Here is a 26,103-nt window from a genome sequence, read left to right as displayed (position 1 = left end):
TAATCCCTTTTCACCCCCTATCCTGCATGCCTGCATCTATGGGGGGTTTATGGCGCGTTTTCTGTTTTGTAGTTTCGCTTTAGTTCTGCTTTATCCGTCCGGCATTGATATGTATCTGGTGGGATTGCCGCACATCGCCCGCGATCTGGGCGCCAGCGAAGCGCAGCTGCACATCGCGTTTTCGGCCTACCTCGCGGGGATGGCGTCGTCTATGGTCTTTGCCGGGAAGATCGCGGATAAGGCAGGCCGTCAACCCGTCGCGATAAGCGGCGCCATCATTTTTGCCCTGGCCTCTCTTCTCTGCTCACAGGCGCAAAGCAGCACCTTGTTCCTGGCCGGACGGTTTATCCAGGGCATTGGCGCCGGTGGCTGCTACGTCGTCGCGTTTGCCATTTTGCGCGATACCTTAAGCGCCCAGCGTCGCGCTAAGGTGCTTTCGATGCTGAACGGTATTACCTGCATTATCCCGGTGCTGGCCCCGGTCGTGGGATATCTGATCATGCTGAAATTCCCGTGGCAGAGCCTGTTCTGGACCATGGCGGCGATGGGCGCGCTGGTGTTTATCCTGTCTATCGCCGTGCTGAAAGAGACCCACCCGGGCTCGCAGAATACCGGTCATACCGCAACCATTCACCCAGCCGAGAAGCTGCTTAACCGCTTTTTCCTCAGTCGTCTGACCGTGACCACGTTAAGCGTGGCGGTGATCCTGACCTATGTAAACGTTTCCCCGGTTTTACTGATGGAAACCATGGGCTTCGATCGGGGTGAGTATTCAACGGTGATGGCATTAACCGCCATGGTCAGTATGGCGGTCTCGTTCTCTACCCCGTTTGCGCTAAATGTTTTTAGCCAGCGTGCGTTGATGCTGACCTCACAGGTTTTATTCCTCACGGCTGGCGCGATCCTGGCAACCACCAGCTCGCATGCGGTGATGCTGGCGGGTATTACCCTTATTTGTGCCGGGTTCTCGGTTGGCTTTGGCGTGGCGATGAGCCAGGCGCTTGGCCCCTTCTCGCTGCGGGCAGGCGTGGCAAGCTCGGTGCTGGGAATTGCGCAGGTCTGCGGCTCGTCGCTGTGGATTTGGCTGGCGGCGGTCATCGGGCTTAACGCGCTGAATATGCTGATCGGGGTTCTGATTGGCTGTAGCATACTGTGCATCACCTTACTTATGGTCATCCAGCCCGCGGCGCATTAGGAAGAAGCCCATCAGCAGTCTCGATCTTAACCTGTTGCTGTGCCTGCAGCTTTTGCTGCAGGAGCGCAGCGTCACCAAAGCGGCGAAGCGGATGAACGTGACGCCGTCTGCGGTGAGTAAATCGCTGGCCAAGCTGCGTGACTGGTTTGACGACCCGCTGTTTGTCAAAACGCCGTTGGGGCTGCTGCCGACCCCGCTGACGGTAAGCCTCGAGCAGGATTTGGCTGACTGGATGCAAATCGGCAACCAGATCCTCGATAAATTCCACCATGATTCCCCGGGCGGGCTAACGTTCGTGCTGGCCGCCGAAACGCCGTTGATGCTGATCCGCTTTAACGCCCTGCTGGAGCAGGTGAACCAGCGCTATCCGCAGGCTACGGTGAAGATGCGTCACTGGGATTATGACTCGCTGGACGCCATTACGCGTGGAGAGGTGGATCTGGGATTCACCGGACGCGAAACGCACCCGCGATCGCGTGAATTGCTGAAGCTAATGCCGTGGTTCATCGACTATGAGATCCTGTTCAGCGACCGTCCGTGCGTGTATCTGCGTGAGGATCACCCCGCGCTACAGGACGAATGGAATCTTGAGACCTTCCTGCGCTACCCGCACATCAGCATCTTCTGGGAACGCAGCGACACCTGGGCACTGGACGAAGTGCTAAAGGAGATGGGTCGGGAGAGAAACATTGCCATGAGCGTGCCGGGCTTTGAGCAGTCGATGTTTATGGCAGCGCAGCCCGGTCACAACTATATCGCCACGGCTCCGCACTACTGCCATCACTACAATCAACTCCACCAGCGGAAGCTGATCGCGCTGCCCATTCCCATTGACGAAGCGCAGGCTGAAAAGCTTACCGTTCCCTTCACGCTGATCTGGCATAAACGGAACAGCCATAATCCGAAAATCCTCTGGCTGCGGGAAACCATCAAGGCGCTGTACGGTGCCAGCGATCCAATTTTTGCCTAAGAAAATGTAAAGTTCGGTCCTGAGGCTTCTCTTACTCCCATTTACTGATTAAAACAGGAGTCAAGTTAAGCGATAATCATGTAACCGTTTAACCGATTACGACCATTATCAAGGAGCGAAAAATGGCTACGCACTTTGCAAGAGGGATACTTACGGAAGGACGTCTCGTATCGGCAAGAATTTCTTCAGCCTGTCACAGTGAAGCTCTCACTCTCCCGGAACACCGCAGAACGCGGTTTTTAGCGTCCAGAGCGCTTCTCGCAGAACTGCTGTTTATGCTGTACGGCACCAGCGAGCTGCCGGACATCATTACCCAACCCGAAGGCCGCCCGGTCTTTGCCGACCCGGATCTCCCTCGTTTTTCGATTGCCTACGCGGGCAATATCATTGGCGTCGCGCTGACCACCGAAGGGGATTGTGGGCTGGATATGGAACTTCAGCGCGCGACGCGCAGCTTCCATGGCGGTAATGCGCATGAAGACTATCCGCTCTCCAGCAATGAGAAGCTGTGGGTACGCAACCAGAACGATCCTGTCGAAGCCCGAGCCCAGCTCATTACCCTGCGCCAGAGCATTCGCAAGCTCTGTGGATGCGCCTCAGACGACGCCAGCATGCTGCAACTGCTTCCAGGCTCCGGACGTCTGCGCGCCACTCAGGCCACGCTGGTAGAGGCGCTCAGCGACGCAGAGGATGTGCTCATTTGGTCCATTGCGGTTACCCCCGCCATCGAACGCATGAAAATCTGGGAATTTGACAGCCAACAGGGATGGCGTAGCCTTCCTGATGTGCCCGAGCGCGCCAACGAGCCCGCCGCACGCCTGATGCGTTTAACCAGTTTACCGGCAGAAAAAGCATTCACCCTTAGCTGATCCGATCAGGGTCATCATGATGAAACAGGAGTAATCATGTCTGATACGTTGAAAGTAGTTACGTTACTGGGAAGCCTGCGCAAAGGTTCATTTAACGGGATGGTTGCCCGCACGCTGCCACAGCTGGCACCGGCAGGAATGGAAATTAGCGCCCTGCCGTCTATTGGCGATATTCCGCTGTATGACGCTGACGTACAGCAGGAAGAGGGTTTTCCGCAGAGCGTTGAGGCGCTGGCAGAGCAGATCCGCCAGGCTGACGGCGTGGTCATCGTCACGCCGGAGTATAACTATTCGGTTCCGGGTGGTCTGAAGAATGCCATCGACTGGCTGTCCCGTTTACCTGAGCAGCCGCTGGCAGGTAAGCCGGTGCTGATCCAGACCAGCTCAATGGGCGCGATTGGCGGCGCGCGCTGCCAGTATCATCTGCGCCAGATCCTGGTATTCCTGGATGCGATGGTCATGAACAAGCCGGAATTTATGGGTGGTGTGATTCAGAACAAGGTCGACCCGCAAACGGGTGAAGTGGTGGATCAGAGCACGCGCGATCATCTGTCTGGCCAGCTGACGGCGTTTGGGGATTATATTAAGCGGGTGAAGGCGTAAGCTTATTGCGGCCTGATGCCCTCACCCCAGCCCTCTCCCACGGGAGAGGGTGCAAACACTAAAGCCCTTTTCTTCGAAAAGGGCTTGCTGTTTATTTGGCATCAATAAACACAATCTTCAGCACAAACAGCAGCGCCACAACGATGACGCACGGGCTGAGGTCGCGGAAGCGGCCGGTACCGATCTTCATTACGCAGTAAGAGATAAAGCCCAGCGCGATACCTTCGGTAATCGAGAAGCTGAACGGCATCATCACGGCGGTAATAAACGCCGGCACCGCTTCGGTTAAATCATCCCACTTCACGCGAGACAGGCTGGAGGTCATCAGCACCCCCACATAGATCAGCGCGCCGGCTGCCGCATACGGTGGAACCATACCCGCCAGCGGAGAGAGGAAGATCACCAGCAGGAACAGAATACCCACGACCACCGCCGTCAGGCCGGTACGGCCTCCCACGGACACGCCGGAAGACGATTCAATGTACGCGGTAACGGACGAGGTTCCGATAAAAGCACCGGTCACAGAGGAGACGCTGTCCACAAACAGCGCCTGCTTCATGCGCGGGAATTTGCCTTTTTCATCCGCCAGGCCCGCTTTGTCGGTCACGCCAATCAGCGTGCCGGAGGAGTCAAACAGGTTGACCAGCATGAAGGAGAAAATCACGCCCGCCAGGCCCAGGTTCAGGGAACCCGCCAGATCGACATGACCAATCACGGTAGAGACGCTCGGTGGCGCGGAGACAATACCGTTATAGTGAACGTCGCCCAGCATCCAGCCCAGCAGGGTGGTGACCACGATGGAGACCAGCACCGCCGCGTGAATATTGCGGGAAGCCAGGATCGCGATGATAAAGAAGCCCAGCACGCCCAGCAGCACGTTATGAGAGGTCAGGTGACCGATGCTCACCAGCGTATCCGGGTTCGCCACGATAACGCCGGCGTTTTTCAGCCCCATCATCCCGATGAACAGACCGATACCGCTGGTGATGCCCACGCGCAGACTCACGGGAATGTTTGCAATCATCCAGTAACGCACGCGGAAAATGGTCAGCAGCAGCAGGCCAACCGCGCCCCAGAAGATGGCGCCCATGCCAACCTGCCACGGCAGCCCCATCGCCTGAACAACCACGAATGCGAAGAACGCATTCAGGCCCATCGCCGGTGCCAGCGCAACCGGCAGGTTAGCGAACACACCCATCAGAATGCTGCCAAGGGCCGCAATCAGGCAGGTGGTTACAAAGACGGCGCTGGTATCCATGCCAGCAACGCCCAGAATTTGAGGGTTCACAAAAACGATATAGACCATCGTCAGGAAGGTGGTGAAACCAGCGATCACTTCGGTGCGTGCCGTTGTGCCGTGCTCGCGCAGTTTAAAAACGCGCTCAAGCAGACCCTGACCAGACGTCTGGGTAGTGTGTTGTTGACTCATCATCAATTCCGAACAAGGAGGGAAAATTCGTCGCTATCCTATACCAAAATGCGACAATAGTGGCGGTTACGTGATACTTTTTTCATTGATTTTGCTTATACGGCAACGATTGCGTCCCGGCGAACTGCCGTACGTAAACGTTAAACTTGTTAAAAGGGAAAGGCATGTCCGGAATTGAAGCGGTATTTTTCGACTGCGACGGTACGCTGGTCGACAGTGAGGTCATTTGTTCCCGCGCGTATGTCACTATGTTCAAGGAATTTGGCATTACGCTGGAGCTCGAAGAGGTGTTTAAACGCTTTAAGGGCGTGAAGCTCTACGAGATCATCGACATCATTAACCGGGAACACGGTGTGGATCTGGCGAAAGCCGATCTGGAACCGGTGTACCGCGCCGAGGTCGCACGCCTGTTTGATTCGGAGCTGGAGGTCATTCCGGGCGCAAACGCGCTGCTGGATGCGATGACGGTGCCTGTCTGCGTCGTCTCTAACGGCCCGGTCAGCAAAATGCAGCATTCGCTGGGCAAGCTTGAGATGTTGCACCATTTCCCGGAAAAACTGTTCAGCGGCTACGATATCCAGCGCTGGAAGCCAGACCCGGCGCTGATGTTTCATGCGGCAAAAGCAATGAACGTCAACGTAGAGAACTGCATTCTGGTGGATGACTCGTCTGCGGGCGCGCAGTCAGGGATTGATGCGGGGATGGAGGTGTTTTACTTCTGCGCCGACCCGCACAACAAGCCGATCGATCATCCGAACGTGACGACCTTTACCGATCTGGCGCAGTTGCCAGCGCTGTGGAAGGCACGCGGGTGGAATATTACTCGCTGAGTTTTCCCCCTCATCCCGACCCTCTCCCCAGGGGAGAGGGAGAAAACCGAATTGTCCTCTCTCCCTGTGGGAGAGGGTTAGGGTGAGGGTAAAATCACTCTTTCGGATCTTTACCCGCCAGCAGTTTGTCCAGCTCGTCGCCGCCCACGTGACGGAAGTCCTGACCTTTCACGAAGTAGAAGATGTATTCGCAAATATTCTGGCAGCGGTCGCCGATACGCTCAATAGAGCGCGCGCAGAACAGGGCGGTCAGTACGCTTGGGATCGTACGGGAATCTTCCATCATGTAGGTCATCAGCTGACGCACGATGCCTTCATACTCCTGGTCGACCTTCTTGTCTTCACGGTAGATACGCACCGCTTCGTCCAGATCCATACGCGCAAAGGCATCCAGCACGTCGTGCAGCATCTGCACGGTGTGGCGGCCCAGCGACTCCAGGCTCACCAGCAGGGGCTGGTGCTGCTGAGAGAATTTCTCCAGCGCGGTGCGGCAGATTTTATCCGCAACGTCACCAATACGCTCCAGCTCGGCGATGGTCTTGATGATTGCCATCACCAGACGCAGATCGCTCGCCGTCGGCTGGCGTTTCGCGATAATGCGCACGCAGGCCTCGTCGATAGCGACTTCCATCATGTTGACGTTTTTGTCGCCTTCAATGACGCGCTTCGCCAGCTCGCTGTCCTGATTGTGCATTGCAGTAATCGCATCAGAAAGCTGCTGCTCGACCATGCCGCCCATGGTCATTACCTGGGTGCGAATGCTTTCCAGCTCTGCGTTGAACTGGCCGGAAATGTGTTTATTAAGATTGAGGTTGTCCATGGTTTCTCCACATGCACTAAGGCAAATCAACCGTAGCGGCCAGTAATATAATCTTCGGTTTGTTTCTTCGCGGGCCTGGTGAACAGCGCGTCCGTATCGCTGAACTCAATCAACTCGCCCAGGTACATAAACGCCGTGTGATCGGAACAACGTGCAGCCTGCTGCATGTTATGGGTCACGATAACCACGGTGTAATCCTGCTTCAGCTCGGTGATCAGCTCTTCAATACGGCCGGTTGAGATCGGGTCCAGCGCTGAACACGGCTCATCCAGCAGCAACACTTCCGGGCGAATAGCAATACCGCGCGCAATGCACAGACGCTGCTGCTGACCGCCGGAGAGAGAGTAACCGCTCTGGTGCAACTTATCTTTGGTTTCGTTCCATAATGCGGCCTTGGTCAAAGCCCACTGCACGCGCTCGTCCATATCGGCACGGGAGAGTTTTTCAAACAGACGCACGCCAAACGCGATGTTGTCGTAAATTGACATCGGGAAAGGCGTTGGTTTCTGGAACACCATCCCCACTTTGGCGCGCAGCAGGGCGATATCCTGAGCCTGGGTCAGAATGTTTTCACCGTCCAGGATGATTTCACCTTCAGCGCGCTGCTCCGGATAGAGCGAATACATTTTGTTAAAGGTACGTAGCAGCGTGGATTTTCCGCAGCCGGACGGACCGATAAATGCCGTGACCTGGTTCTTCGCGATATCCAGGTTGATGTTCTTCAGGGCATGGAATTTGCCGTAGTAGAAGTTCAAATCACGAACCTGAATCTTACCCGGGGCAGTATCAACCATACTCATTGACTCATTTCCTCATTCGGCGCCGCGAGCTGCCGCGCCGTAAAAAATTAACCGTGTTTCTTCTTCGCGAAAATGACGCGCGCCAGAATGTTCAGCAACAGTACGCAAAGGGTAATGATCAGCACCCCGGCCCAGGCCAGCTGCTGCCATTCCGCGAATGGGCTCATCGCAAATTTAAAGATCGTCACCGGCAGGTTGGCGATCGGCTGCATCATGTCCGTGCTCCAGAACTGGTTGGAGAGAGACGTAAACAGCAGCGGCGCCGTTTCACCCGCAATACGCGCTACCGCCAGCAGGATACCGGTCATGATCCCGGAGACGGACGCCTTCAGCGTAATCGCAGAGATCATCTTCCATTTCGGCGTACCCAGCGCATAAGCCGCTTCTCGCAGGCTGTCCGGCACCAGTTTCAGCATGTTCTCGGTGGTACGAATAACAATCGGCACCTGCAGCAGCGCCAGGGCAATCACACCCGCCCAGCCCGAGAAGTGTTCCATCTGCGCCACCACCACGGTGTAAACAAACAGACCCACGACGATAGAAGGTGCAGACAGCAGAATGTCGTTGATGAAGCGAATGACTTCGGCCAGCCAGGATTTACGACCGTATTCTGCCAGGTAGATGCCCGCCATAATGCCCAGCGGCGTGCCGAAGACCGTCGCCCAGAGGATCAGCAAGCCGCTGCCCGCCAGGGCATTCGCCAGGCCACCACCCGCCGTGTTCGGCGGCGGCGTCATTTCGGTGAACAGCGACAGTGACATCCCGTCAATCCCGCGAACGACCGTCGAGAAGAGGATCCAGACCAGCCAGAACAGGCCGAATGCCATCGTCGCCATAGAGAGCGACAGGGCAATACGGTTTTTCATGCGGCGTCTGGCCTGCATTTTGCGGCGAGATTCCGCCAGTTCAGCGGTTGCTTGCATTTCGAGAGTTGCCATTAGCGTGCTCCCTCATTTTTAGCGAGGCGCATAATCATCAGCTTGGAAATCGCCAGAACAATGAAGGTGATAACGAACAGAATCAGACCCAGCTCCATCAGCGCCGCCACGTGCAGCCCCGATTCCGCTTCCGCAAATTCATTCGCCAGCGCCGAGGTAATACTGTTACCCGGCATGTAGAGCGACGCGCTGTCGAGCTGGTAGGTGTTACCGATGATAAAGGTGACCGCCATGGTTTCACCCAGCGCACGACCTAAACCCAGCATCACGCCCCCGATCACCCCGTTTTTGGTGAACGGAAGGACAATGCGCCAGATAACTTCCCAGGTGGTGCAGCCGATGCCGTAGGCCGACTCTTTCATCATCACCGGCGTTTGTTCGAAGACATCGCGCATGACCGCCGCAATGTAAGGAATAATCATGATGGCGAGGATCACACCTGCCGCCAGAATGCCAATACCGAAAGCCGGGCCAGAGAACAGGGCCCCCACAAACGGAATAGCGGAAAGCACGTTACCGACCGGTTCCTGGAAATACGTTGCGAACAGCGGAGCAAAGATGAACAGACCCCACATGCCGTAAACGATACTTGGAATAGCCGCCAGCAGTTCGATGGCAATACCCAGCGGGCGTCGCAGCCAGCCCGGCGCCAGCTCCGTCAGGAACAGGGCAATACCAAAGCTCACCGGAACCGCAATCAGCAGGGCGATGAACGAGGTCACCAGCGTGCCGTAAATCGGCACCAGGGCACCGTAGATGTCGTTCGGCGCGTCCCACTCTTTGGTCCACAGGAAGGAAAAACCGAATTTCTGGATGCTCGGCCATGAGGAGAAAATCAGAGACACGATAATGCCGCCCAGCAGCAATAGCACAATCAGCGCAGCCAGTTTCACCAGCGCGCTGAAAATCATGTCACCTTTTTTACCCGGAGGGTTAAATGCAGGCTTGGTTGCAGCCATAAATTACTCTTCTGTTTGAGACGTTTTTACGAATATGCCCGGTGGCGCTAACGCTTACCGGGCCTACAGCTTAAACCGTAGGGCGGGTAAGCGCAGCGCCACCCGCCATCTTCGTTAAATATATCCTGTTAGTACAGCGCTTTACCGCTGCTGTCTTTCACGTTGGTTTTCCATGCAGCGCGAATCTGCTCAACCACGTTGTCCGGCAGGGTGGCGTAATCCAGAGCGTTAGCCTGTTTGCCGCCGTTTTTGTACGCCCAGTCGAAGAACTTCAGCACTTCGGCGCCCTGCTCAGGTTTCTTCTGCTCTTTGTGAACCAGGATGAAGGTGGTAGAGGTGATTGGCCACGCACCTTCGCCTTTCTGGTTAGTCAGATCCTGCGCGAAGGATTTGCTCCAGTCAGCGCCTTTCGCGGCGTTAGCAAAGTTCTCTTCGGTTGGGCTAACCGGTTTGCCGTCGGCTGAAACCAGTTTGGTGTAGGACAGATTGTTCTGCTTGGCGTACGCATACTCTACGTAACCAATTGAGCCAGGCAGACGCTGTACGAACGCGGCGATACCGTCGTTACCTTTACCGCCCAGACCGGTTGGCCAGTTAACGGTAGAGCCGGAGCCGACTTTAGATTTCCACTCTTCGTTCACTTTTGCCAGGTAGCTGGTGAACACGAAAGAGGTACCGGAACCATCCGCGCGGCGAACCACGGCGATGTTCTGAGAAGGCAGCTTCAGGCCTGGGTTGAGTTTAGCGATCGCTTCGTCATCCCATTTTTTGATTTTGCCCAGGTAGATGTCACCCAGCGTTTTGCCGTCCAGCACCAGCTCACCCGACTTCACGCCCGGCAGGTTGATGGCCAGGACCACGCCACCGATCACGGTAGGGAACTGGAACAGGCCTTCCTGAGCCAGTTTGTCATCAGACAGCGGAGCGTCTGATGCGCCGAAATCAACCGTGTTCGCGGTAATTTGTTTAACGCCACCGGAGGAGCCGATACCCTGATAGTTAACCTTGTTACCGGTTTCTTTCTGGTAGGTATCCGCCCATTTGGCATACACCGGCGCAGGGAAGGTTGCACCAGCGCCAGTCAGGCTTGCTTCTGCAAATACAGAGAACGCGCTCAGAGATAAGGTCGCGGCGACAACAGTTGCGACAGTGGTACGCATAACTTTCATAATGTCTCCTGCAAGATTTTCGTAAATCGTTGTTTAGTGGCTACGATGAGCAAAATAGGACAAACAGGTGACAGATAAATGTACGAATTATGACAGTTTTATGACAACGTAAATTTCACTTAAAAATAAGCAAAAGAAAGCTTATTTTTCATCGCGTTAGACGCTTTTATGACAAGGCGTTTTCAGAAATATTTTCTTTATGTGACACTGAAAAAAGTAGCTGAAGATGACAAATTGTCATTATTAAAAACGAGAAAGGATTGATGAAAAACAAGCCGGGCAGGATAAAAAAGCTCCACCCGAAGGTGGAGCCTGAAGGGATTATTCTACGGTAACCGATTTCGCCAGGTTACGCGGCTGGTCAACGTCGGTACCTTTGATCAGCGCAACGTGATAGGCCAACAGCTGCAGCGGAACGGTGTAGAAGATTGGTGCAATCACCTCTTCCACATGCGGCATCTCGATGATATGCATGTTGTCGTTGCTGACAAAACCGGCATCTTTGTCGGCGAAGACGTACAGAACACCGCCGCGGGCGCGCACTTCTTCGATGTTAGACTTCAGTTTTTCCAGCAGTTCGTTGTTTGGTGCCACAACGATGACCGGCATATCCGCGTCAATCAGCGCCAGCGGGCCGTGCTTCAGCTCGCCAGCCGCATAGGCTTCAGCGTGAATGTAGGAGATCTCTTTCAGCTTCAGCGCGCCTTCCAGCGCAATCGGATACTGATCGCCACGACCCAGGAACAGGGCGTGATGTTTGTCGGAGAAATCTTCCGCCAGCGCTTCAATGCGTTTGTCCTGAGACAGCATCTGCTCAATACGGCTCGGCAGCGCCTGCAGGCCGTGAACGATGTCGTGCTCAACGGACGCATCTTCACCTTTCAGACGCGCCAGCTTCGCCACCAGCATCAGCAGAACGGTCAGCTGAGTGGTAAACGCTTTGGTAGAGGCCACACCGATTTCGGTGCCCGCTTTGGTCATCAGCGCCAGATCGGACTCACGCACCAGCGATGAGCCAGGAACGTTACAGATGGCCAGAGAGCCCAGGTAACCCAGCTCTTTAGAGAGACGCAGCGCGGCCAGCGTATCCGCCGTTTCGCCGGACTGGGAAAGGGTGATCATCAGGCTGTTACGACGCACCGCGGATTTGCGATAGCGGAATTCAGACGCGATTTCCACATCGCACGGCACGCCCGCCAGGGATTCAAACCAGTAGCGAGAAACCATGCCGGAGTTGTAGGAGGTGCCGCAGGCCACGATCTGAATATGCTCGACCTTGCCGAGCAGTTCGTTCGCGTTTGCGCCCAGCTCGCTCAGATCCACTTCACCGTGGCTGATGCGCCCGGTCAGCGTGTTTTTGATGGCGTTTGGCTGCTCGTAAATCTCTTTCTGCATGTAGTGACGGTAAGCGCCTTTGTCGCCCGCGTCGTACTGCAGGTTAGATTCGATCTCCTGGCGTTTTACCTGCTCGCCTTTGGTATCGAATACGGTCACGCTGCGACGGGTCACTTCCGCGATATCCCCCTCTTCCAGGAAGATAAAGCGACGGGTAACCGGCAGGAGCGCCAGCTGGTCAGAAGCGATGAAGTTTTCGCCCATGCCCAGACCGATAACCATCGGGCTACCGGAACGCGCTGCCAGCAATGTGGACGGATCGCGGGAATCCATGATCACCGTACCGTACGCACCGCGCAGCTGAGGGATAGCACGCAGCACCGCATCACGCAGCGTGCCGCCCTGCTCCAGCTCCCAGTGCACCAGGTGAGCAATCACTTCGGTGTCAGTTTCAGAGACGAAGGTGTAGCCGCGCGCTTTCAGTTCTTCGCGCAGCGGTTCGTGGTTTTCGATAATGCCGTTGTGCACGACCACGATGTGTTCAGACACATGCGGGTGCGCGTTACCTTCAGACGGTTCTCCGTGCGTCGCCCAGCGGGTGTGCGCAATACCGGTACCACCGTGCAGCGGATGTTCTTCCGCGGCCTGGGCCAGCATCTGCACTTTACCGAGACGACGCAGACGGGTCATATGACCTTCTGCATCGACGACAGCCAGACCGGCTGAGTCGTAACCACGGTATTCCAGACGACGTAAACCTTCGAGAAGGATTTCAGCAATATCACGCTGCGCAACTGCGCCAACAATTCCACACATAATTTTAGATTCCGAATTTAGGCATTATGCCTGCGTTGTCGCTGACCTGTATTTGCCCTTTCCGGGCGCCCCGAGCCTTGTAGAGAGTGGGGTTATTTTTATGGGTACTGCTTATGGGGGGAGGATTATATTATCCCCTCACCCCGGCCCTCTCCCCAAAGGGGCGAGGGAGAAAAACACCGCACCGAACGATCCCCTCTTCCCTATGGGGAGAGGGTTAGGGTGAGGGGTAAATCCGTTACTTCTTCTTCACCGGGCGTTTCCAGCCCTGCTTGCTGACCTGCGGAACGCGGCTTAACACCAGCTCGTTCTCGGCCACATCGCGCGTAACGGTTGTTCCCGCGGCAATGGTCACCCCGTTACCCACGGTAACAGGCGCCACCAGCTGCGTATCGGAGCCAACAAACACGTCGTCACCGATGATGGTTTTAAACTTATTCGCGCCGTCATAGTTACAGGTAATAGTCCCTGCACCAATATTCACGTTATTGCCAATTTCCGCGTCGCCCAGATAGGTCAGATGACCGGCTTTCGAGCCTTTACCCAGACGCGCTTTTTTCATTTCCACGAAGTTACCCACGTGAGCGCCTTCCAGCAGCTCAGCGCCCGGGCGCAGACGCGCAAACGGGCCGATGGTGCATGCCGCGTCCAGACGGGCATCTTCCACCACGCTGTACGGGCTAATTTCGCAGTCGTCACCGATGACGCTGTTTTTAATCACGCAGCCGGCGCCAATTTTGACGCGATTGCCCAGCGTGACGTGACCTTCGAGGATAACGTTCGTATCAATTTCAACGTCACGCCCGTGAGATAACGAACCACGCAGATCGAAACGCGCCGGATCGCGCAGCATCACGCCCGCCAGCAGCAGTTTTTCGGCCTGCTCGGACTGATAAATACGCTCAAGACGGGAAAGCTGCAGGCGGTTGTTCACGCCGTCCGTTTCGCTGATGCGCGCCGGATGAACGGCGGCAATTTCACGCCCTTCGTGGTACGCCATCGCAATGATGTCGGTGATGTAGTATTCACCCTGCGCGTTGTTGTTGTCGAGTCTGGACAGCCAGCGCTTCATATCCGCGCCGTTGGCAATCAGGATACCGGTGTTTATCTCCTGAATCTGGCGCTGTTCGTCGCTGGCATCTTTGTGCTCAACAATACCCGTGACGTTGCCGTTTTCACGGGTGATGCGACCATAACCGCTTGGATCGTCCAGCACGACGGTCAACAAACCGATGCCGCCCTGCGGTTTGGCTTCACGCAGGCGAGTCAGGGTTTCAACGGAGATCAGCGGGACATCGCCGTAGAGCATCAAAATGTCTTCGTCATCCGCAAAGAAAGGCGCAGCCTGCTGCATCGCATGGCCTGTGCCCAGCTGTTCGGCCTGAAGCACCCAGTTGAGCTTGTCATCGCTCAGCGTCTTTTTAAGCAGATCGCCGCCGTGGCCGTAGACCAGGTGGACCTGACTGGCACCCAGTTCGTTCGCTGCATCAATGACATGCTGCACCATTGGCTTTCCTGCAAGCGTGTGGAGCACCTTAGGCAGATCGGAATACATGCGGGTCCCTTTGCCAGCGGCAAGGATCACCACGCTCATCGCACTGTTTGACATACGCATCCTGACGGTAGTTTGAGTGTGAAGTAAAAACGTTTGATGCTTAAAATTCTACATCTTTTTCATCATGAATTAAGGCCGAAAAAAAAAGCCAGCCTGGTATCCAGACTGGCTTTTGTGCTTTTCAAGCCGGTGTTACATCGCTTTTTTGGTCAACTCGATAACGCGCAGTTTCGCGATCGCTTTGGCCAGCTCCGCAGACGCCTGAGCGTAATCCACGTCACCATGAGAGCTGCTAATGTGCTCTTCAGCCTTACGCTTCGATTCCAGGGCTCGCGCTTCGTCGAGATCCTGTCCACGGATAGCGGTATCGGCCAGAACGGTCACACTGCCAGGCTGCACTTCAAGAATGCCGCCGGACAGATAGATAAACTCTTCGTGACCGAACTGTTTAACGATGCGGATCATACCAGGCTTAATGGCGGTGAGCAGCGGTGCGTGACCCGGGAAAATACCCAGTTCACCTTCACTACCCGTTACCTGGATTTTCTCGACCAGACCAGAGAACATTTGTTGCTCTGCGCTGACGACGTCCAGGTGGTAAGTCATTGCCATATCACCCTCCGATTAAGGCGTTAAAGTTTTTTGGCTTTTTCCACGGCTTCTTCGATGGAACCAACCATGTAGAACGCCTGCTCTGGCAGGTGGTCGTATTCGCCTTCCATAATGCCTTTAAAGCCACGGATGGTGTCTTTCAGGGAAACGTATTTACCCGGAGAACCGGTGAATACTTCCGCAACGAAGAACGGCTGGGACAGGAAGCGCTGGATCTTACGCGCACGTGCTACCACCAGTTTGTCTTCTTCAGACAGTTCATCCATACCCAGGATGGCGATGATGTCTTTCAGTTCCTGGTAACGCTGCAGCAGGGACTGTACGCCACGCGCGGTGTCGTAGTGTTCCTGACCCACAACCAGTGGATCCAGCTGACGGCTGGTGGAGTCCAGCGGGTCAACGGCCGGGTAGATACCCAGAGACGCGATCTGACGGCTCAGTACCACGGTTGCATCTAAGTGCGCAAAGGTGGTTGCTGGAGATGGGTCAGTCAAGTCATCCGCAGGTACGTATACCGCCTGAACGGAGGTGATAGAACCGGTTTTGGTAGAGGTGATACGTTCCTGAAGAACACCCATCTCTTCCGCCAGCGTAGGCTGATAACCTACCGCTGAAGGCATACGACCCAGCAGTGCAGATACTTCCGTACCGGCCAGGGTGTAACGATAGATGTTATCAACGAACAGCAGAACGTCACGGCCTTCATCACGGAACTTCTCAGCCATCGTCAGACCGGTCAGCGCAACGCGCAGACGGTTTCCTGGTGGCTCGTTCATCTGGCCGTAAACCAGGGATACTTTGTCCAGAACGTTGGAGTCGGTCATTTCGTGGTAGAAGTCGTTACCCTCACGAGTACGTTCACCTACGCCCGCAAACACGGAGTAACCGGAGTGCTCGATCGCGATGTTACGGATCAGCTCCATCATGTTTACGGTTTTACCAACACCCGCACCACCGAACAGACCGACTTTACCGCCCTTCGCGAACGGACACATCAGGTCGATAACTTTGATACCGGTTTCCAGCAGTTCCTGAGAGCTGGACAGCTCTTCGTAGGAAGGTGCTGCGCGGTGGATAGCCCAACGCTCTTCTTCACCGATGTCGCCTTTCATGTCGATTGGCTGACCCAATACGTTCATGATACGACCCAGTGTTGCTTTACCTACCGGGACTTCGATCGGGTGCTCAAGGTCTTTGACTTCCAGACCACGACGCAGACCGTCGGAAGAACCCATCGCGATGGTACGCACGATACCGCCGCCGAGCTGCTGCTGAACTTCCAGCACCAGGCTCTCGTTACCATTCTGTACCTCAAGCGCGTCGTACACGCGTGGTACGGCGTCCTGAGGGAACTCGACGTCCACCACGGCGCCGATTACCTGGACAATCTTTCCAGTAGCCATCTTGAATCCTCTACGTAATTCGTAAACCTGGTTAAACCGCGGCGGCCCCCGAGACGATCTCGGTGAGTTCCTGAGTAATGCTGGCCTGACGAGCTTTGTTGTAAACCAACTGCAGCTCTTTAATCAGGCTGCCGCCATTATCGGTCGCGGCTTTCATCGCCACCATTCGTGCGGCCTGCTCGCTGGCCAGGTTTTCTACAACGCCCTGATAAACCTGAGATTCAACGTAACGACGCAGCAGGGTATCCAGCAGCGGTTTCGGATCGGGTTCATACAGGTAATCCCAGGCTTTTTGCTTCAGCTCGTCATCTTCTGATGCCGGTAACGGCAGCATCTGAGTGAGCGTTGGAACCTGAGACATGGTGTTAATGAATTTGTTGCTGACAACGTACAGTCTGTCCAGACGGCCTTCATCATAGGCCTGCAACATCACTTTAACCGGGCCGATCAGTTCGGACAGGGACGGGTTATCACCCATACCGGTCACCTGAGCGACAATGTTGCCACCAACGGAGTTAAAGAAAGAGACGCCTTTAGAGCCGATCATTGCGATATCGCACTGAACGCCTTTTTCAGACCATGCTTTCATATCCGCCAGCAGTTTTTTGAACAGGTTAATGTTCAAGCCGCCACACAGACCACGGTCGGTCGACACCACCAGGTAGCCCACGCGCTTAACGTCGCGTTCTTCCAGGTAAGGGTGCTTATATTCCAGATTACCGTTTGCAAGGTGACCAATCACTTTGCGCATGGTTTCTGCATAAGGACGGCTGGCCGCCATGCGATCCTGCGATTTACGCATTTTGGAAGCGGCGACCATCTCCATCGCTTTAGTGATCTTTTGCGTGTTCTGGACGCTTGCGATCTTACTACGTATCTCTTTTGCGCCGGCCATGAGCTTCTCCTCAATGCCAGGCGGCTTGTCCTGAGACAAGCCGCCGGACGATTACCAGGATTGGGTTGCTTTGAAGGAATCGAGGATAGCTTTCAGCTTGCCTTCGATTTCGTCGTTATAGCCACCGGTCTGGTTGATCTCTTGCATCAGCGGAGCGTGATCACGGTCGACGTAAGCCAGCAGAGCGGCTTCGAAGCTACCGATTTTCGCCAGTTCCACATCTTCGAGGTAACCGCGTTCAGCCGCGAACAGTACCAGGCCCTGCTGAGCAACAGACATTGGTGCGTACTGTTTCTGCTTCAGCAGCTCGGTCACTTTCTGACCGTGGCTCAGCTGTTTACGGGTTGCTTCGTCCAGATCGGATGCGAACTGAGAGAACGCAGCCAGTTCACGATACTGTGCCAGCGCGGTACGGATACCACCGGACAGTTTCTTGATGATCTTGGTCTGAGCAGCACCACCAACACGGGATACGGAGATACCCGGGTTAACCGCCGGACGAATACCGGAGTTAAACAGGTTGGTTTCCAGGAAGATCTGACCATCGGTAATGGAGATTACGTTGGTCGGAACGAACGCAGAAACGTCACCCGCCTGGGTTTCAATGATCGGCAGAGCGGTCAGAGAGCCCGTTTTACCCTTCACTTCACCTTTGGTGAAGTTCTCGACGTATTCCGCGTTAACGCGGGAAGCACGCTCCAGCAGACGAGAGTGGAGGTAGAATACGTCGCCAGGGAACGCTTCACGTCCAGGTGGACGACGGAGCAGCAGGGAAACCTGACGATAAGCAACAGCCTGTTTAGACAGGTCATCGTATACGATCAGCGCATCTTCACCGCGGTCACGGAAGTATTCGCCCATTGCGCAACCGGCGTATGGTGCCAGGTATTGCAGTGCAGCAGATTCAGACGCGGTTGCTACCACAACGATGGTGTTAGACAGTGCGCCGTGCTCTTCCAGTTTACGAACCACGTTAGAAATGGTGGACGCTTTCTGGCCAATAGCCACGTACACACATTTGATGCCGGAGTCACGCTGGTTGATGATGGCGTCGATAGCCATCGCGGTTTTACCGGTCTGACGGTCACCGATGATCAGTTCACGCTGACCACGACCGATTGGGATCATGGCATCAACGGACTTATAACCTGTCTGAACAGGCTGATCTACGGACTGACGGTCGATAACGCCTGGTGCGATAACTTCGATTGGGGAGAAGCCATCGTGCTCAACCGGACCTTTACCGTCGATTGGCGCACCCAGGGTGTTAACAACGCGACCCAGCAGGCCACGGCCAACCGGCACTTCCAGAATACGGCCAGTACACTTAACCTTCATGCCTTCGGCGAGGTCAGCGTATGGACCCATCACAACTGCACCTACGGAGTCGCGCTCCAGGTTCAGTGCGATAGCGTAACGGTTACCCGGCAGGGAAATCATCTCACCCTGCATACAATCGGCCAGGCCGTGGATGCGGATAACACCGTCACTTACAGAAACAATAGTACCTTCGTTGTGAGCTTCACTCACAACACTGAACTGAGCAATGCGCTGCTTGATCAGTTCGCTGATTTCGGTGGAATTCAGTTGCATGCTCCAGTCCCCTTAAGACTGCAAGACGTCTGCAAGGCGTTCAAGACGGCCGCGTACGCTGCCATCAATGACCATATCACCCGAACGGATGATTACGCCTGCCATTACAGACTTATCGATTTTGCAATTCAGCTTAACTTTGCGTGACAGACGTTTTTCCATCGCGGCGGTGATTTTCGCAAGCTGTTCATTACTCAGTTCAGTCGCAGAAGTCACTTCGACTTCAGCGGTTGCTTCACTAAGGGCACGTAAGTGCTCAAACTGCTCGAGAACATCCGGGAGCACACGGAGACGACCATTTTCTGCCATCACCTTAATCAGGTTCTGGCCGTTGGCATCCAGTTGCTCTCCGCACACGGCGATAAACGACGCGGCGAGAGTTTCAGGTGCTAACGCACCGGAAAGCAACTCAGCCATTTGTTCGTTTTTCGTCACCTCAGCGGCAAACGCCAGCATATCCTGCCAGCGATCGACATTTTGGTGTTCGACAGCAAAGTCAAAAGCTGCTTTGGCGTAGGGGCGAGCTACCGTAACAAATTCAGACATCAGCCCCTCCCTCCTTACAGTTCAGCGACAAGTTTGTCCACGATGTCGCTGTTAGCAGCTTCATCCACGGAACGTTCGATGATCTTCTCGGCGCCAGCAACAGCCAGAATCGCAACCTGCTTACGCAGTTCTTCACGAGCACGTTTACGCTCAGCATCAATTTCTGCCTGAGCCTGTGTCACGATCTTAGTACGTTCCTGTTCTGCTTCAGCTTTGGCTTCGTCCAGGATCTGAGAACGGCGTTTGTTAGCCTGTTCAATGATTACCTGAGCTTCAGCTTTCGCTTTTTTCAGCTGGTCTGTCGCGTTGGCCTGTGCAAGGTCCAAATCTTTCTTAGCGCGTTCTGCAGAAGCCAGACCGTCAGCAATTTCTTTCTGACGTTTTTCGATGGCAGCCATTAAAGGCGGCCATACATACTTCATGCAGAACCAGACAAAGAGAATAAACGCGATGGCCTGGCCGAGGATTGTTGCGTTCATGTTCACAGCACAATACCTCTTTAATTTCTGTGGCTTAGGGTTTTAAAACTACTACTACGCGACAGCAAACATCACGTACAGACCCAGACCTACAGCGATCATTGGGATAGCATCCACCAGACCCATAACGATAAAGAACTGAGTACGCAGCAGAGGAATCAGATCAGGTTGACGCGCTGCGCCTTCCAGGAATTTGCCCCCGAGGATGCCGATACCGATCGCAGCACCGATAGCCGCCAGACCCATCATCACAGCGGCAGCCATGTACAGCAGATCCATATTCAGGTTTTCCATGACAGTCTCCAGTTTGTTTCAATTAAAACGTAGTAGTGTTGGTAAAAAATCAGTGCTCTTCAGACGCCATCGACAGATAGACGATCGTCAGAACCATGAAGATAAAGGCTTGCAGCGTAATGATCAGGATGTGGAAAATGGCCCATGGCACATTCAGAATCCACTGTGACCACCACGGCAGAAGACCCGCGATCAGAATGAAAATCAGCTCACCCGCATACATGTTGCCAAACAGTCGCAGACCCAGTGAAACAGGTTTGGACAGCAGGCTAACGCCTTCCAGGATCAGGTTGACCGGAATAAACGCCCAGTGGTTGAACGGCTGCAAGGTAAGCTCTTTCACAAAGCCGCTTACGCCTTTCATTTTGATGCTGTAGAAAAGAATCAGGATAAACACGCCCAGCGCCATCGACAGGGTGATGTTCACGTCCGCAGACGGTACAACACGCAGCGCAGGCAGGCCGAAGATATGCTCGCCGATAAACGGCAGCAGATCGATTGGCAGCAGGTCCATCAGGTTCATCAGGAAGACCCAAACGAACACGGTCAGGGCCAGCGGAGCAATCAGCTTGCTCTTACCATGGTACATGTCTTTGACGCTGCCATGGACGAAGCCGATGATCATTTCGATGAAGGTCTGGAATTTCCCTGGTACACCGCTGGTCGCTCGTTTAGCAACACCGCGGAACATGGCCAGGAACAGAAGACCCAAAACCACCGAGAAGAACATGGAGTCGATGTTGATCGTCCAGAAGGTGGCCGGGGGGTTATGTGGATCCACCAGCGAGAATGTACGCAGGTCCAGCTGAAGGTTATTCAGATGGTGACCTATGTAATCCTGCGGCGTCATATTTTCTGAAGCCATGATGCCTTTTACCCTTTGTTATTGATTACAGCTGGAGCCAGAACTTGTACCACCAGCACCAAAACCCACGTTGCTATCAGCGGCATGAAGACCACTTTCAAAACCGCCAGCGCCATCACCAGTAGAGCAAAGGTCAGCAACACCTTACACACTTCGCCGAGGGCGAAGGACCAGGCCACGCGGCCTTTGGCGGGTGTATGCGCCTGATGACGCCAGGCAAAAATCATAAACAACACGTTTGGCAGCACAACCGCCAAACCCCCGCACACGGCGGAGATGCCCCAGAAGGGGTCTTTGAGGCTAAACAGCAGTCCACTTGCTATCACAGCCAGAAACTGAATGAACAGAAGCTTACGAGCAACGTTTCTACTCAAGAGCGACACAGACATCACGTTTTTACTCCTGCTCCCTTCGAGGTATGCCGCGTGTCGTATAAAACGTCCTTTAAGGCTCAGAGTCAAGCATCAAAAAGCGGTCAAATTATACGGTGCGCACCCGTGATTTCAAACATTAAGTAGCGAAAAGGTGAATAAATGTTTAAATATTTTTCCCCACCGCTATTTTTTAACTTTCGCTGAAAGCGTCAACCTTCGACCAAAACTGCAAACAGCGCGAAAACGTTGGCGATAAAGCGTGCACGAGATCACAAAACACACATTTGCGATAAGGTTGTATTTATCAAAGGCGCAAATCGCATAAATTTATCTTTATGAAATTAAAAGCAAAACGTCGTAACTATTTTCAAAACAGCCCAGTACACAATAAAAACGTTTTATTGACATTCTTAATAAACAATTAACATTGCGTTCTGGTTACTGCCTCCCACTTTTAGCAGACTTATATTTTCACAGATGACTATCTTCTCGGTGAATAAAAGTGGCCAGGTTAACCTGAAGAAAAACCTTAGTGAAAAAGAGGTTAAAAGCTCACCGGTAAATCCCCGGTAGTTGTGCTGTTTTTTAACATGCGAAGAACAGCACAAATTCCACATTTTTTATTAATTTTTTAAAAATTGTTTGGCTTAATTATCACCAGATGACGCTCCCCATCGAGCTGAGGAATGTGTAATTTCTCGATGGATTCAACAGCAAAACCGTCCGGGAGCTGTTCAATCTCATCGCCTGGCAACTGCCCTTTCAGCGCATAAAAGCGGCCATTCTCTGCCGGCAAGTGCTTACACCAGCTCACCATATCATTGAGCGAAGCAAACGCGCGGCTGATAACACCGTCAAACGGCGGCTCTGCCGGGAACTCCTCTACCCTGCTCTGCACGGGCGTGATGTTTTCAAGCTTCAGCTCATGCTGTACCTGACGTAAAAAGCGCACGCGCTTGCCAAGGCTGTCCAGCAGCGTGAAGTGGCTCTCAGGGCGAACAATCGACAGCGGAACGCCCGGTAAACCAGGTCCCGTACCCACGTCGATAAAACGCTCACCTTTCAGCCACGGGGCAACCACGATGCTATCGAGTATATGGCGTACCAGCATCTCGTTGGGGTCACGTACTGAAGTCAGGTTGTACGCTTTGTTCCATTTGTTCAGCATATCGACATAGGCCACCAGCTGATTTTTCTGGTGATCGGTGAGCGAAATACCTGCCTGATCCAGCAGACGAGAGAGTTTGTTGAGCACGGTGAATACCTGTTGGAAAACTTAGGTGGCGGGTGGCGCTTCGCTTACCCGCCCTACGGGTTCATCAGGCCCGGTAAGCGCAGCGCCACCGGGCAATGTTCTGGGCATTACGCGCTGCGGCGCAGCATGCCCTGCTTTTTCAGCCAGACCAGCAGGATCGAAATCGCTGCAGGCGTGACGCCGGAGATACGGGATGCCTGGCCGATCGATACCGGTTTGTGATCGTTCAGCTTGGCGATCACTTCGTTGGAAAGGCCCGTCACCTGGCGGTAGTCCAGCATTTCCGGCAGCAGCGTGTTTTCGTTACGCTGCTGTTTTTCGATCTCATCCTGCTGACGCGCGATGTAACCTTCGTACTTCACCTGGATCTCAACCTGCTCTGCCGCTTCAGCGTCTTCCAGCCCCGGCGCGAAGGCGGTCAGTTTGACCAGGTTCTCGTAGGTGACTTCAGGACGGCGCAGCAGATCTTCCCCGCTGGCTTCACGCGACAGCGGCGCGGTTAAGTGAGCGTTCACTTCGGCGGCGGTTTCCGCCTGCGGATTCACCCAGGTGGTTTTCAGGCGCTGACGTTCCTGTTCAATGCGCTCCAGCTTTTCGTTGAAGCGCGCCCAGCGTTCGTCATCGACCAGACCCAGCTCGCGGCCCATTTCGGTCAGACGCAGGTCGGCGTTATCTTCACGCAGCATCAGGCGATATTCAGCGCGAGAGGTAAACATACGGTACGGCTCTTTGGTACCCAGCGTGCAGAGATCGTCAACCAGCACGCCCAGATACGCCTGAGAACGGCCTGGTGCCCAGCCCTCTTTCTCAGCAGAGAAGCGCGCGGCGTTCAGACCGGCAAGCAGGCCCTGTGCAGCCGCTTCTTCGTAGCCGGTAGTGCCGTTAATCTGCCCCGCGAAGAACAGACCGTGGATGAATTTGCTTTCCAGGGTAGGCTTCAGGTCGCGTGGATCGAAGAAATCGTACTCAATAGCGTAGCCGGGGCGAACAATTTTCGCATTCTCCATCCCCTGCATTGAGCGAACAATTTGCATCTGTACATCGAACGGCAGACTGGTGGAGATGCCGTTCGGATAAATTTCATTTGAGGTCAGCCCTTCCGGCTCCAGGAAGATCTGGTGCTGGTTACGATCGGCGAAGCGCATCACTTTGTCTTCGATCGACGGACAGTAGCGTGGGCCGATCCCTTCGATCACGCCGGCATACATGGGGCTGCGATCGAGGTTATTGCGGATCACGTCATGGGTTTTCTCGTTGGTATGCGTGATGTAGCACGGTACCTGCTGCGGATGCTGAGCCGCATTGCCCATGAACGAGAACACCGGCATCGGATTATCACCGTGCTGTTGCGCCAGCACGCTGAAATCAATGGTGCGCGCATCAATACGCGGCGGCGTACCGGTTTTCAGGCGGCTGACGCGCAGCGGCAGTTCACGCAGACGGCGAGACAGGGGAATAGACGGCGGATCGCCGGCACGGCCACCGCTGTAGTTATCCAGACCGATATGAATTTTACCGTCCAGGAATGTGCCCACGGTCAGCACCACGGCTTTCGCACGGAATTTGAGACCCATCTGGGTCACGGCACCTACGACGCGATCGTTCTCAACGATAAGATCTTCAACCGCCTGCTGGAAGATCATCAGGTTCGGCTGGTTCTCCAGGGCGGTACGCACAGCCTGACGGTAAAGTACGCGGTCTGCCTGAGCTCGGGTCGCACGCACGGCGGGACCTTTACTCGCGTTTAGTATCCTAAACTGGATGCCAGCATGATCGATCGCTTTCGCCATCAGGCCGCCAAGTGCATCCACTTCTTTTACCAGGTGTCCTTTCCCAATGCCGCCAATCGCCGGATTACAGGACATTTGTCCCAGCGTGTCGATATTGTGTGTCAAAAGCAGGGTCTGCTGACCCATACGCGCTGCGGCCATTGCGGCCTCAGTGCCTGCATGACCCCCGCCAATGATGATGACGTCAAAAGGATCCTGATAAAACATGGTGGTCTGCCTCGCGTAAAGCGGTATGAAAATGGATTGAAGCCCGGGCCGTGGATTCTACTCAACTTTAGTCTTTCGAGAAAGCATTGGGATCCTGGGCTATTAAAAAGAAGATCTTTTTATTTAGAGATCTGTTCTATTGTGATCTCTTATTAGGATCGCGAACCTGTGTGGATAAGTCCGATCTCATAAAGAAGATCATGCAGTTAGAAAGGATCGTTTGCTGTGAATGATCGGTGATCCTGGACAGTATAAGCTGGGATCAGATCGCGACTTTATACACAGGTCAAAAACGATACAACAGTTGTTCTTTGGATAACTACGGGTTAATACGAGCTTTTAACCAGAGTTATCCACATCTGTTCGCGCGATCTTTAATCGTTTTTGAGTAAATTTTTCCATTCCGCGAGCCAGATCTCGGCTGGATCCTCCGGAATGTCATGATCGAGGATGTTGATCTTGAGCGTTTCACCCAGCTGTTTTGCTCCACAAGAGGTTACAGCGGCTTCAACTTTCTCTATTGCCCCGCAAAAGGTGTCATATTCACGACTGCCGATCCCCACCGCGCCAAAACGGACGTTTGACAGGTCGGGCTGCTGTTCCAGCAGTTCGTCATATAAAGGTTGCAGGTTATCCGGCAGATCGCCCGCGCCGTGCGTGGAGGTGATCAGCAGCCAGACCCCGTCAGTCGGGAGATCTTCAAGCAACGGACCGTGCAGGGTTTCCGTGGAAAAGCCCGCATCTTCCAGCTTTTCAGCCAGGTGTTCCGCTACGTATTCCGCACCACCAAGGGTGCTGCCGCTGATAAGGGTAATGTCCGCCATTGATCGCTCGCCCAGATAAAGAGACGGCCATTGTACGCTGTGAACGAGCTGGGATCTACCTGTGGAAAATGTGGGAATGAATTTGCCCGATCACGGGCGGATGGTACGCATGATCGGGTTTTGCAGGGAGATCAGCGTCTCGGTGGACTGAATTTCATCGATTGTTTGGATCTTGTTGATAAGTACCTGCTGGAGGGCGTCGATGGATCGGCACATGACTTTAATAAAGATGCTGTAATGCCCGGTGGTGTAATACGCCTCGGTGACTTCATCCAGCGCGTTCAGCTTCGCCAGGGCGGAAGGGTAATCTTTGGCGCTTTTAAGAATGATGCCGATGAAGCAGCAGACGTCGTAACCCAGATGCTTAGGACTGACGTCAATGCGTGCGCCGGTAATGATCCCCGCCTGCTTCATTTTCTCTACGCGGACGTGAATGGTTCCCGGGCTGACGCCAAACTGTTTTGCCAGCTCGGCGTAGGCGGTACGGGCATTGGCCATTAACGCCTCCAGAATGCCGCGGTCGAGATTGTCGATCTGATAATTTTCCATAGCTTTTTCTTATGAGGATTAATGAATCACCCTATTCTAGCGTTTAATTTTATCGAATCAAAAGTGAAGGTGGCTTTTTGTTGATGAGTTATTGAATCTGATGCCATTTCTGTTGCTTAATCAATATCA

The 26,103-nt window shown here is 54.3% G+C and carries 26 protein-coding genes; 5 read left to right on the top strand and 21 right to left on the bottom strand.

Annotated features, from left to right (window positions below; genetic code table 11):
- Nucleotides 1-49 precede the first annotated feature (49 nt).
- The 4 genes from ACMWLG_RS10365 (at nt 50) to ACMWLG_RS10350 (ending at nt 3,637) form a co-directional block, all read left to right on the top strand.
- Nucleotides 50-1,195 (top strand): MFS transporter, encoded by a 1,146-nt coding sequence (locus ACMWLG_RS10365; RefSeq protein WP_414762982.1) that lies wholly within the window; start codon nt 50-52, stop codon nt 1,193-1,195.
- Nucleotides 1,191-2,165 carry an HTH-type transcriptional regulator YidZ gene (gene yidZ, locus ACMWLG_RS10360; protein ID WP_414762986.1) on the top strand — a complete coding sequence of 325 codons (975 nt, stop codon included), beginning with the start codon at nt 1,191-1,193 and terminating at the stop codon, nt 2,163-2,165. Before ACMWLG_RS10365 ends, yidZ begins: the two co-directional genes overlap by 5 nt.
- A gap of 122 nt (nt 2,166-2,287) precedes the next feature.
- Nucleotides 2,288-3,034 carry a 4'-phosphopantetheinyl transferase family protein gene (locus ACMWLG_RS10355; RefSeq protein WP_023309799.1) on the top strand — a complete coding sequence of 249 codons (747 nt, stop codon included), beginning with the start codon at nt 2,288-2,290 and terminating at the stop codon, nt 3,032-3,034.
- 36 nt (nt 3,035-3,070) lie between these two features.
- Nucleotides 3,071-3,637, top strand: coding sequence for an NADPH-dependent FMN reductase (locus ACMWLG_RS10350; RefSeq protein WP_023309798.1), 567 nt, complete (start codon nt 3,071-3,073; stop codon nt 3,635-3,637).
- A 91-nt stretch (nt 3,638-3,728) separates the two neighbouring features.
- On the opposite strand, the gene adeP is transcribed toward ACMWLG_RS10350, so the two are convergent.
- Nucleotides 3,729-5,066 (bottom strand): adenine permease AdeP, encoded by a 1,338-nt coding sequence (gene adeP / locus ACMWLG_RS10345; RefSeq protein WP_023309797.1) that lies wholly within the window; start codon nt 5,064-5,066, stop codon nt 3,729-3,731.
- Nucleotides 5,067-5,230: 164 nt separating this feature from the next.
- Here adeP and yieH point away from each other — a divergent pair, with 164 nt between their 5' ends.
- Nucleotides 5,231-5,896: a 6-phosphogluconate phosphatase gene (yieH, locus tag ACMWLG_RS10340; protein WP_023309796.1), complete on the top strand. Its 666-nt coding sequence runs from the start codon at nt 5,231-5,233 to the stop codon at nt 5,894-5,896.
- A gap of 94 nt (nt 5,897-5,990) precedes the next feature.
- Here yieH and phoU read toward each other — a convergent pair whose 3' ends face one another.
- The 20 genes from phoU to asnC all read right to left on the bottom strand — a co-directional run bounded on the left by phoU (nt 5,991) and on the right by asnC (nt 25,974).
- Nucleotides 5,991-6,716: a phosphate signaling complex protein PhoU gene (phoU, locus tag ACMWLG_RS10335; protein ID WP_008500182.1), complete on the bottom strand. Its 726-nt coding sequence runs from the start codon at nt 6,714-6,716 to the stop codon at nt 5,991-5,993.
- A 26-nt stretch (nt 6,717-6,742) separates the two neighbouring features.
- Entirely contained in the window at nt 6,743-7,516 is a 774-nt protein-coding gene (gene pstB / locus ACMWLG_RS10330; RefSeq protein WP_010426574.1) for a phosphate ABC transporter ATP-binding protein PstB, read from the bottom strand.
- 47 nt (nt 7,517-7,563) lie between these two features.
- Nucleotides 7,564-8,454 carry a phosphate ABC transporter permease PstA gene (gene pstA, locus ACMWLG_RS10325; RefSeq protein WP_023309794.1) on the bottom strand — a complete coding sequence of 297 codons (891 nt, stop codon included), beginning with the start codon at nt 8,452-8,454 and terminating at the stop codon, nt 7,564-7,566.
- The gene (gene pstC, locus ACMWLG_RS10320; RefSeq protein ID WP_023309793.1) at nt 8,454-9,413 is read right to left on the bottom strand and encodes a phosphate ABC transporter permease PstC; all 960 of its coding nucleotides are present in this window, start codon (nt 9,411-9,413) and stop codon (nt 8,454-8,456) included. The genes pstA and pstC overlap by 1 nt, the downstream gene beginning before the upstream one ends.
- A gap of 128 nt (nt 9,414-9,541) precedes the next feature.
- A complete protein-coding gene (gene pstS, locus ACMWLG_RS10315) occupies nt 9,542-10,582 on the bottom strand; it encodes a phosphate ABC transporter substrate-binding protein PstS (RefSeq protein ID WP_008500186.1) in 1,041 nt (346 codons plus the stop codon).
- 321 nt (nt 10,583-10,903) lie between these two features.
- Nucleotides 10,904-12,733, bottom strand: coding sequence for a glutamine--fructose-6-phosphate transaminase (isomerizing) (gene glmS, locus ACMWLG_RS10310; RefSeq protein ID WP_023309792.1), 1,830 nt, complete (start codon nt 12,731-12,733; stop codon nt 10,904-10,906).
- Between the two features lie 238 nt (nt 12,734-12,971).
- On the bottom strand, nt 12,972-14,342 hold the full coding sequence (gene glmU / locus ACMWLG_RS10305; RefSeq protein WP_045400470.1) for a bifunctional UDP-N-acetylglucosamine diphosphorylase/glucosamine-1-phosphate N-acetyltransferase GlmU: 1,371 nt from the start codon (nt 14,340-14,342) through the stop codon (nt 12,972-12,974).
- A gap of 138 nt (nt 14,343-14,480) precedes the next feature.
- Nucleotides 14,481-14,900, bottom strand: a complete 420-nt coding sequence (locus ACMWLG_RS10300) for a F0F1 ATP synthase subunit epsilon (RefSeq protein WP_006177560.1) — start codon at nt 14,898-14,900, stop codon at nt 14,481-14,483.
- Between the two features lie 20 nt (nt 14,901-14,920).
- Entirely contained in the window at nt 14,921-16,303 is a 1,383-nt protein-coding gene (gene atpD, locus ACMWLG_RS10295; protein WP_003862362.1) for a F0F1 ATP synthase subunit beta, read from the bottom strand.
- 31 nt (nt 16,304-16,334) lie between these two features.
- Complete coding sequence (gene atpG / locus ACMWLG_RS10290; protein ID WP_008500191.1) at nt 16,335-17,198, bottom strand: F0F1 ATP synthase subunit gamma; 864 nt, start codon at nt 17,196-17,198, stop codon at nt 16,335-16,337.
- A 51-nt stretch (nt 17,199-17,249) separates the two neighbouring features.
- Nucleotides 17,250-18,791, bottom strand: a complete 1,542-nt coding sequence (gene atpA / locus ACMWLG_RS10285; RefSeq protein WP_006808751.1) for a F0F1 ATP synthase subunit alpha — start codon at nt 18,789-18,791, stop codon at nt 17,250-17,252.
- Between the two features lie 12 nt (nt 18,792-18,803).
- A complete protein-coding gene (gene atpH / locus ACMWLG_RS10280; RefSeq protein WP_023309790.1) occupies nt 18,804-19,337 on the bottom strand; it encodes a F0F1 ATP synthase subunit delta in 534 nt (177 codons plus the stop codon).
- 14 nt (nt 19,338-19,351) lie between these two features.
- Nucleotides 19,352-19,822: a F0F1 ATP synthase subunit B gene (gene atpF, locus ACMWLG_RS10275; RefSeq protein WP_014072436.1), complete on the bottom strand. Its 471-nt coding sequence runs from the start codon at nt 19,820-19,822 to the stop codon at nt 19,352-19,354.
- Nucleotides 19,823-19,870: 48 nt separating this feature from the next.
- The gene (gene atpE, locus ACMWLG_RS10270; protein ID WP_000429386.1) at nt 19,871-20,110 is read right to left on the bottom strand and encodes a F0F1 ATP synthase subunit C; all 240 of its coding nucleotides are present in this window, start codon (nt 20,108-20,110) and stop codon (nt 19,871-19,873) included.
- Between the two features lie 49 nt (nt 20,111-20,159).
- Nucleotides 20,160-20,975, bottom strand: coding sequence for a F0F1 ATP synthase subunit A (atpB, locus tag ACMWLG_RS10265; protein WP_023309789.1), 816 nt, complete (start codon nt 20,973-20,975; stop codon nt 20,160-20,162).
- Nucleotides 20,976-20,983: 8 nt separating this feature from the next.
- On the bottom strand, nt 20,984-21,364 hold the full coding sequence (atpI, locus tag ACMWLG_RS10260) for a F0F1 ATP synthase subunit I (protein WP_008500194.1): 381 nt from the start codon (nt 21,362-21,364) through the stop codon (nt 20,984-20,986).
- Between the two features lie 616 nt (nt 21,365-21,980).
- Complete coding sequence (rsmG, locus tag ACMWLG_RS10255; protein ID WP_023309787.1) at nt 21,981-22,604, bottom strand: 16S rRNA (guanine(527)-N(7))-methyltransferase RsmG; 624 nt, start codon at nt 22,602-22,604, stop codon at nt 21,981-21,983.
- Between the two features lie 107 nt (nt 22,605-22,711).
- Nucleotides 22,712-24,601 carry a tRNA uridine-5-carboxymethylaminomethyl(34) synthesis enzyme MnmG gene (mnmG, locus tag ACMWLG_RS10250; RefSeq protein ID WP_014072433.1) on the bottom strand — a complete coding sequence of 630 codons (1,890 nt, stop codon included), beginning with the start codon at nt 24,599-24,601 and terminating at the stop codon, nt 22,712-22,714.
- A 374-nt stretch (nt 24,602-24,975) separates the two neighbouring features.
- Complete coding sequence (gene mioC / locus ACMWLG_RS10245; RefSeq protein ID WP_023309786.1) at nt 24,976-25,425, bottom strand: FMN-binding protein MioC; 450 nt, start codon at nt 25,423-25,425, stop codon at nt 24,976-24,978.
- A gap of 90 nt (nt 25,426-25,515) precedes the next feature.
- Nucleotides 25,516-25,974 (bottom strand): transcriptional regulator AsnC, encoded by a 459-nt coding sequence (gene asnC, locus ACMWLG_RS10240; protein ID WP_023333916.1) that lies wholly within the window; start codon nt 25,972-25,974, stop codon nt 25,516-25,518.
- Nucleotides 25,975-26,103 lie beyond the last annotated feature (129 nt).

The sequence above is a fragment of the Enterobacter sp. 01-M-02-SI-ECC genome, from assembly GCF_047530595.1.
Classification (GTDB): domain Bacteria; phylum Pseudomonadota; class Gammaproteobacteria; order Enterobacterales; family Enterobacteriaceae; genus Enterobacter; species Enterobacter cloacae_M.
Note: the sequence above shows the minus strand (reverse complement) of the source record. Positions and strands in the feature narration are given on the sequence as shown.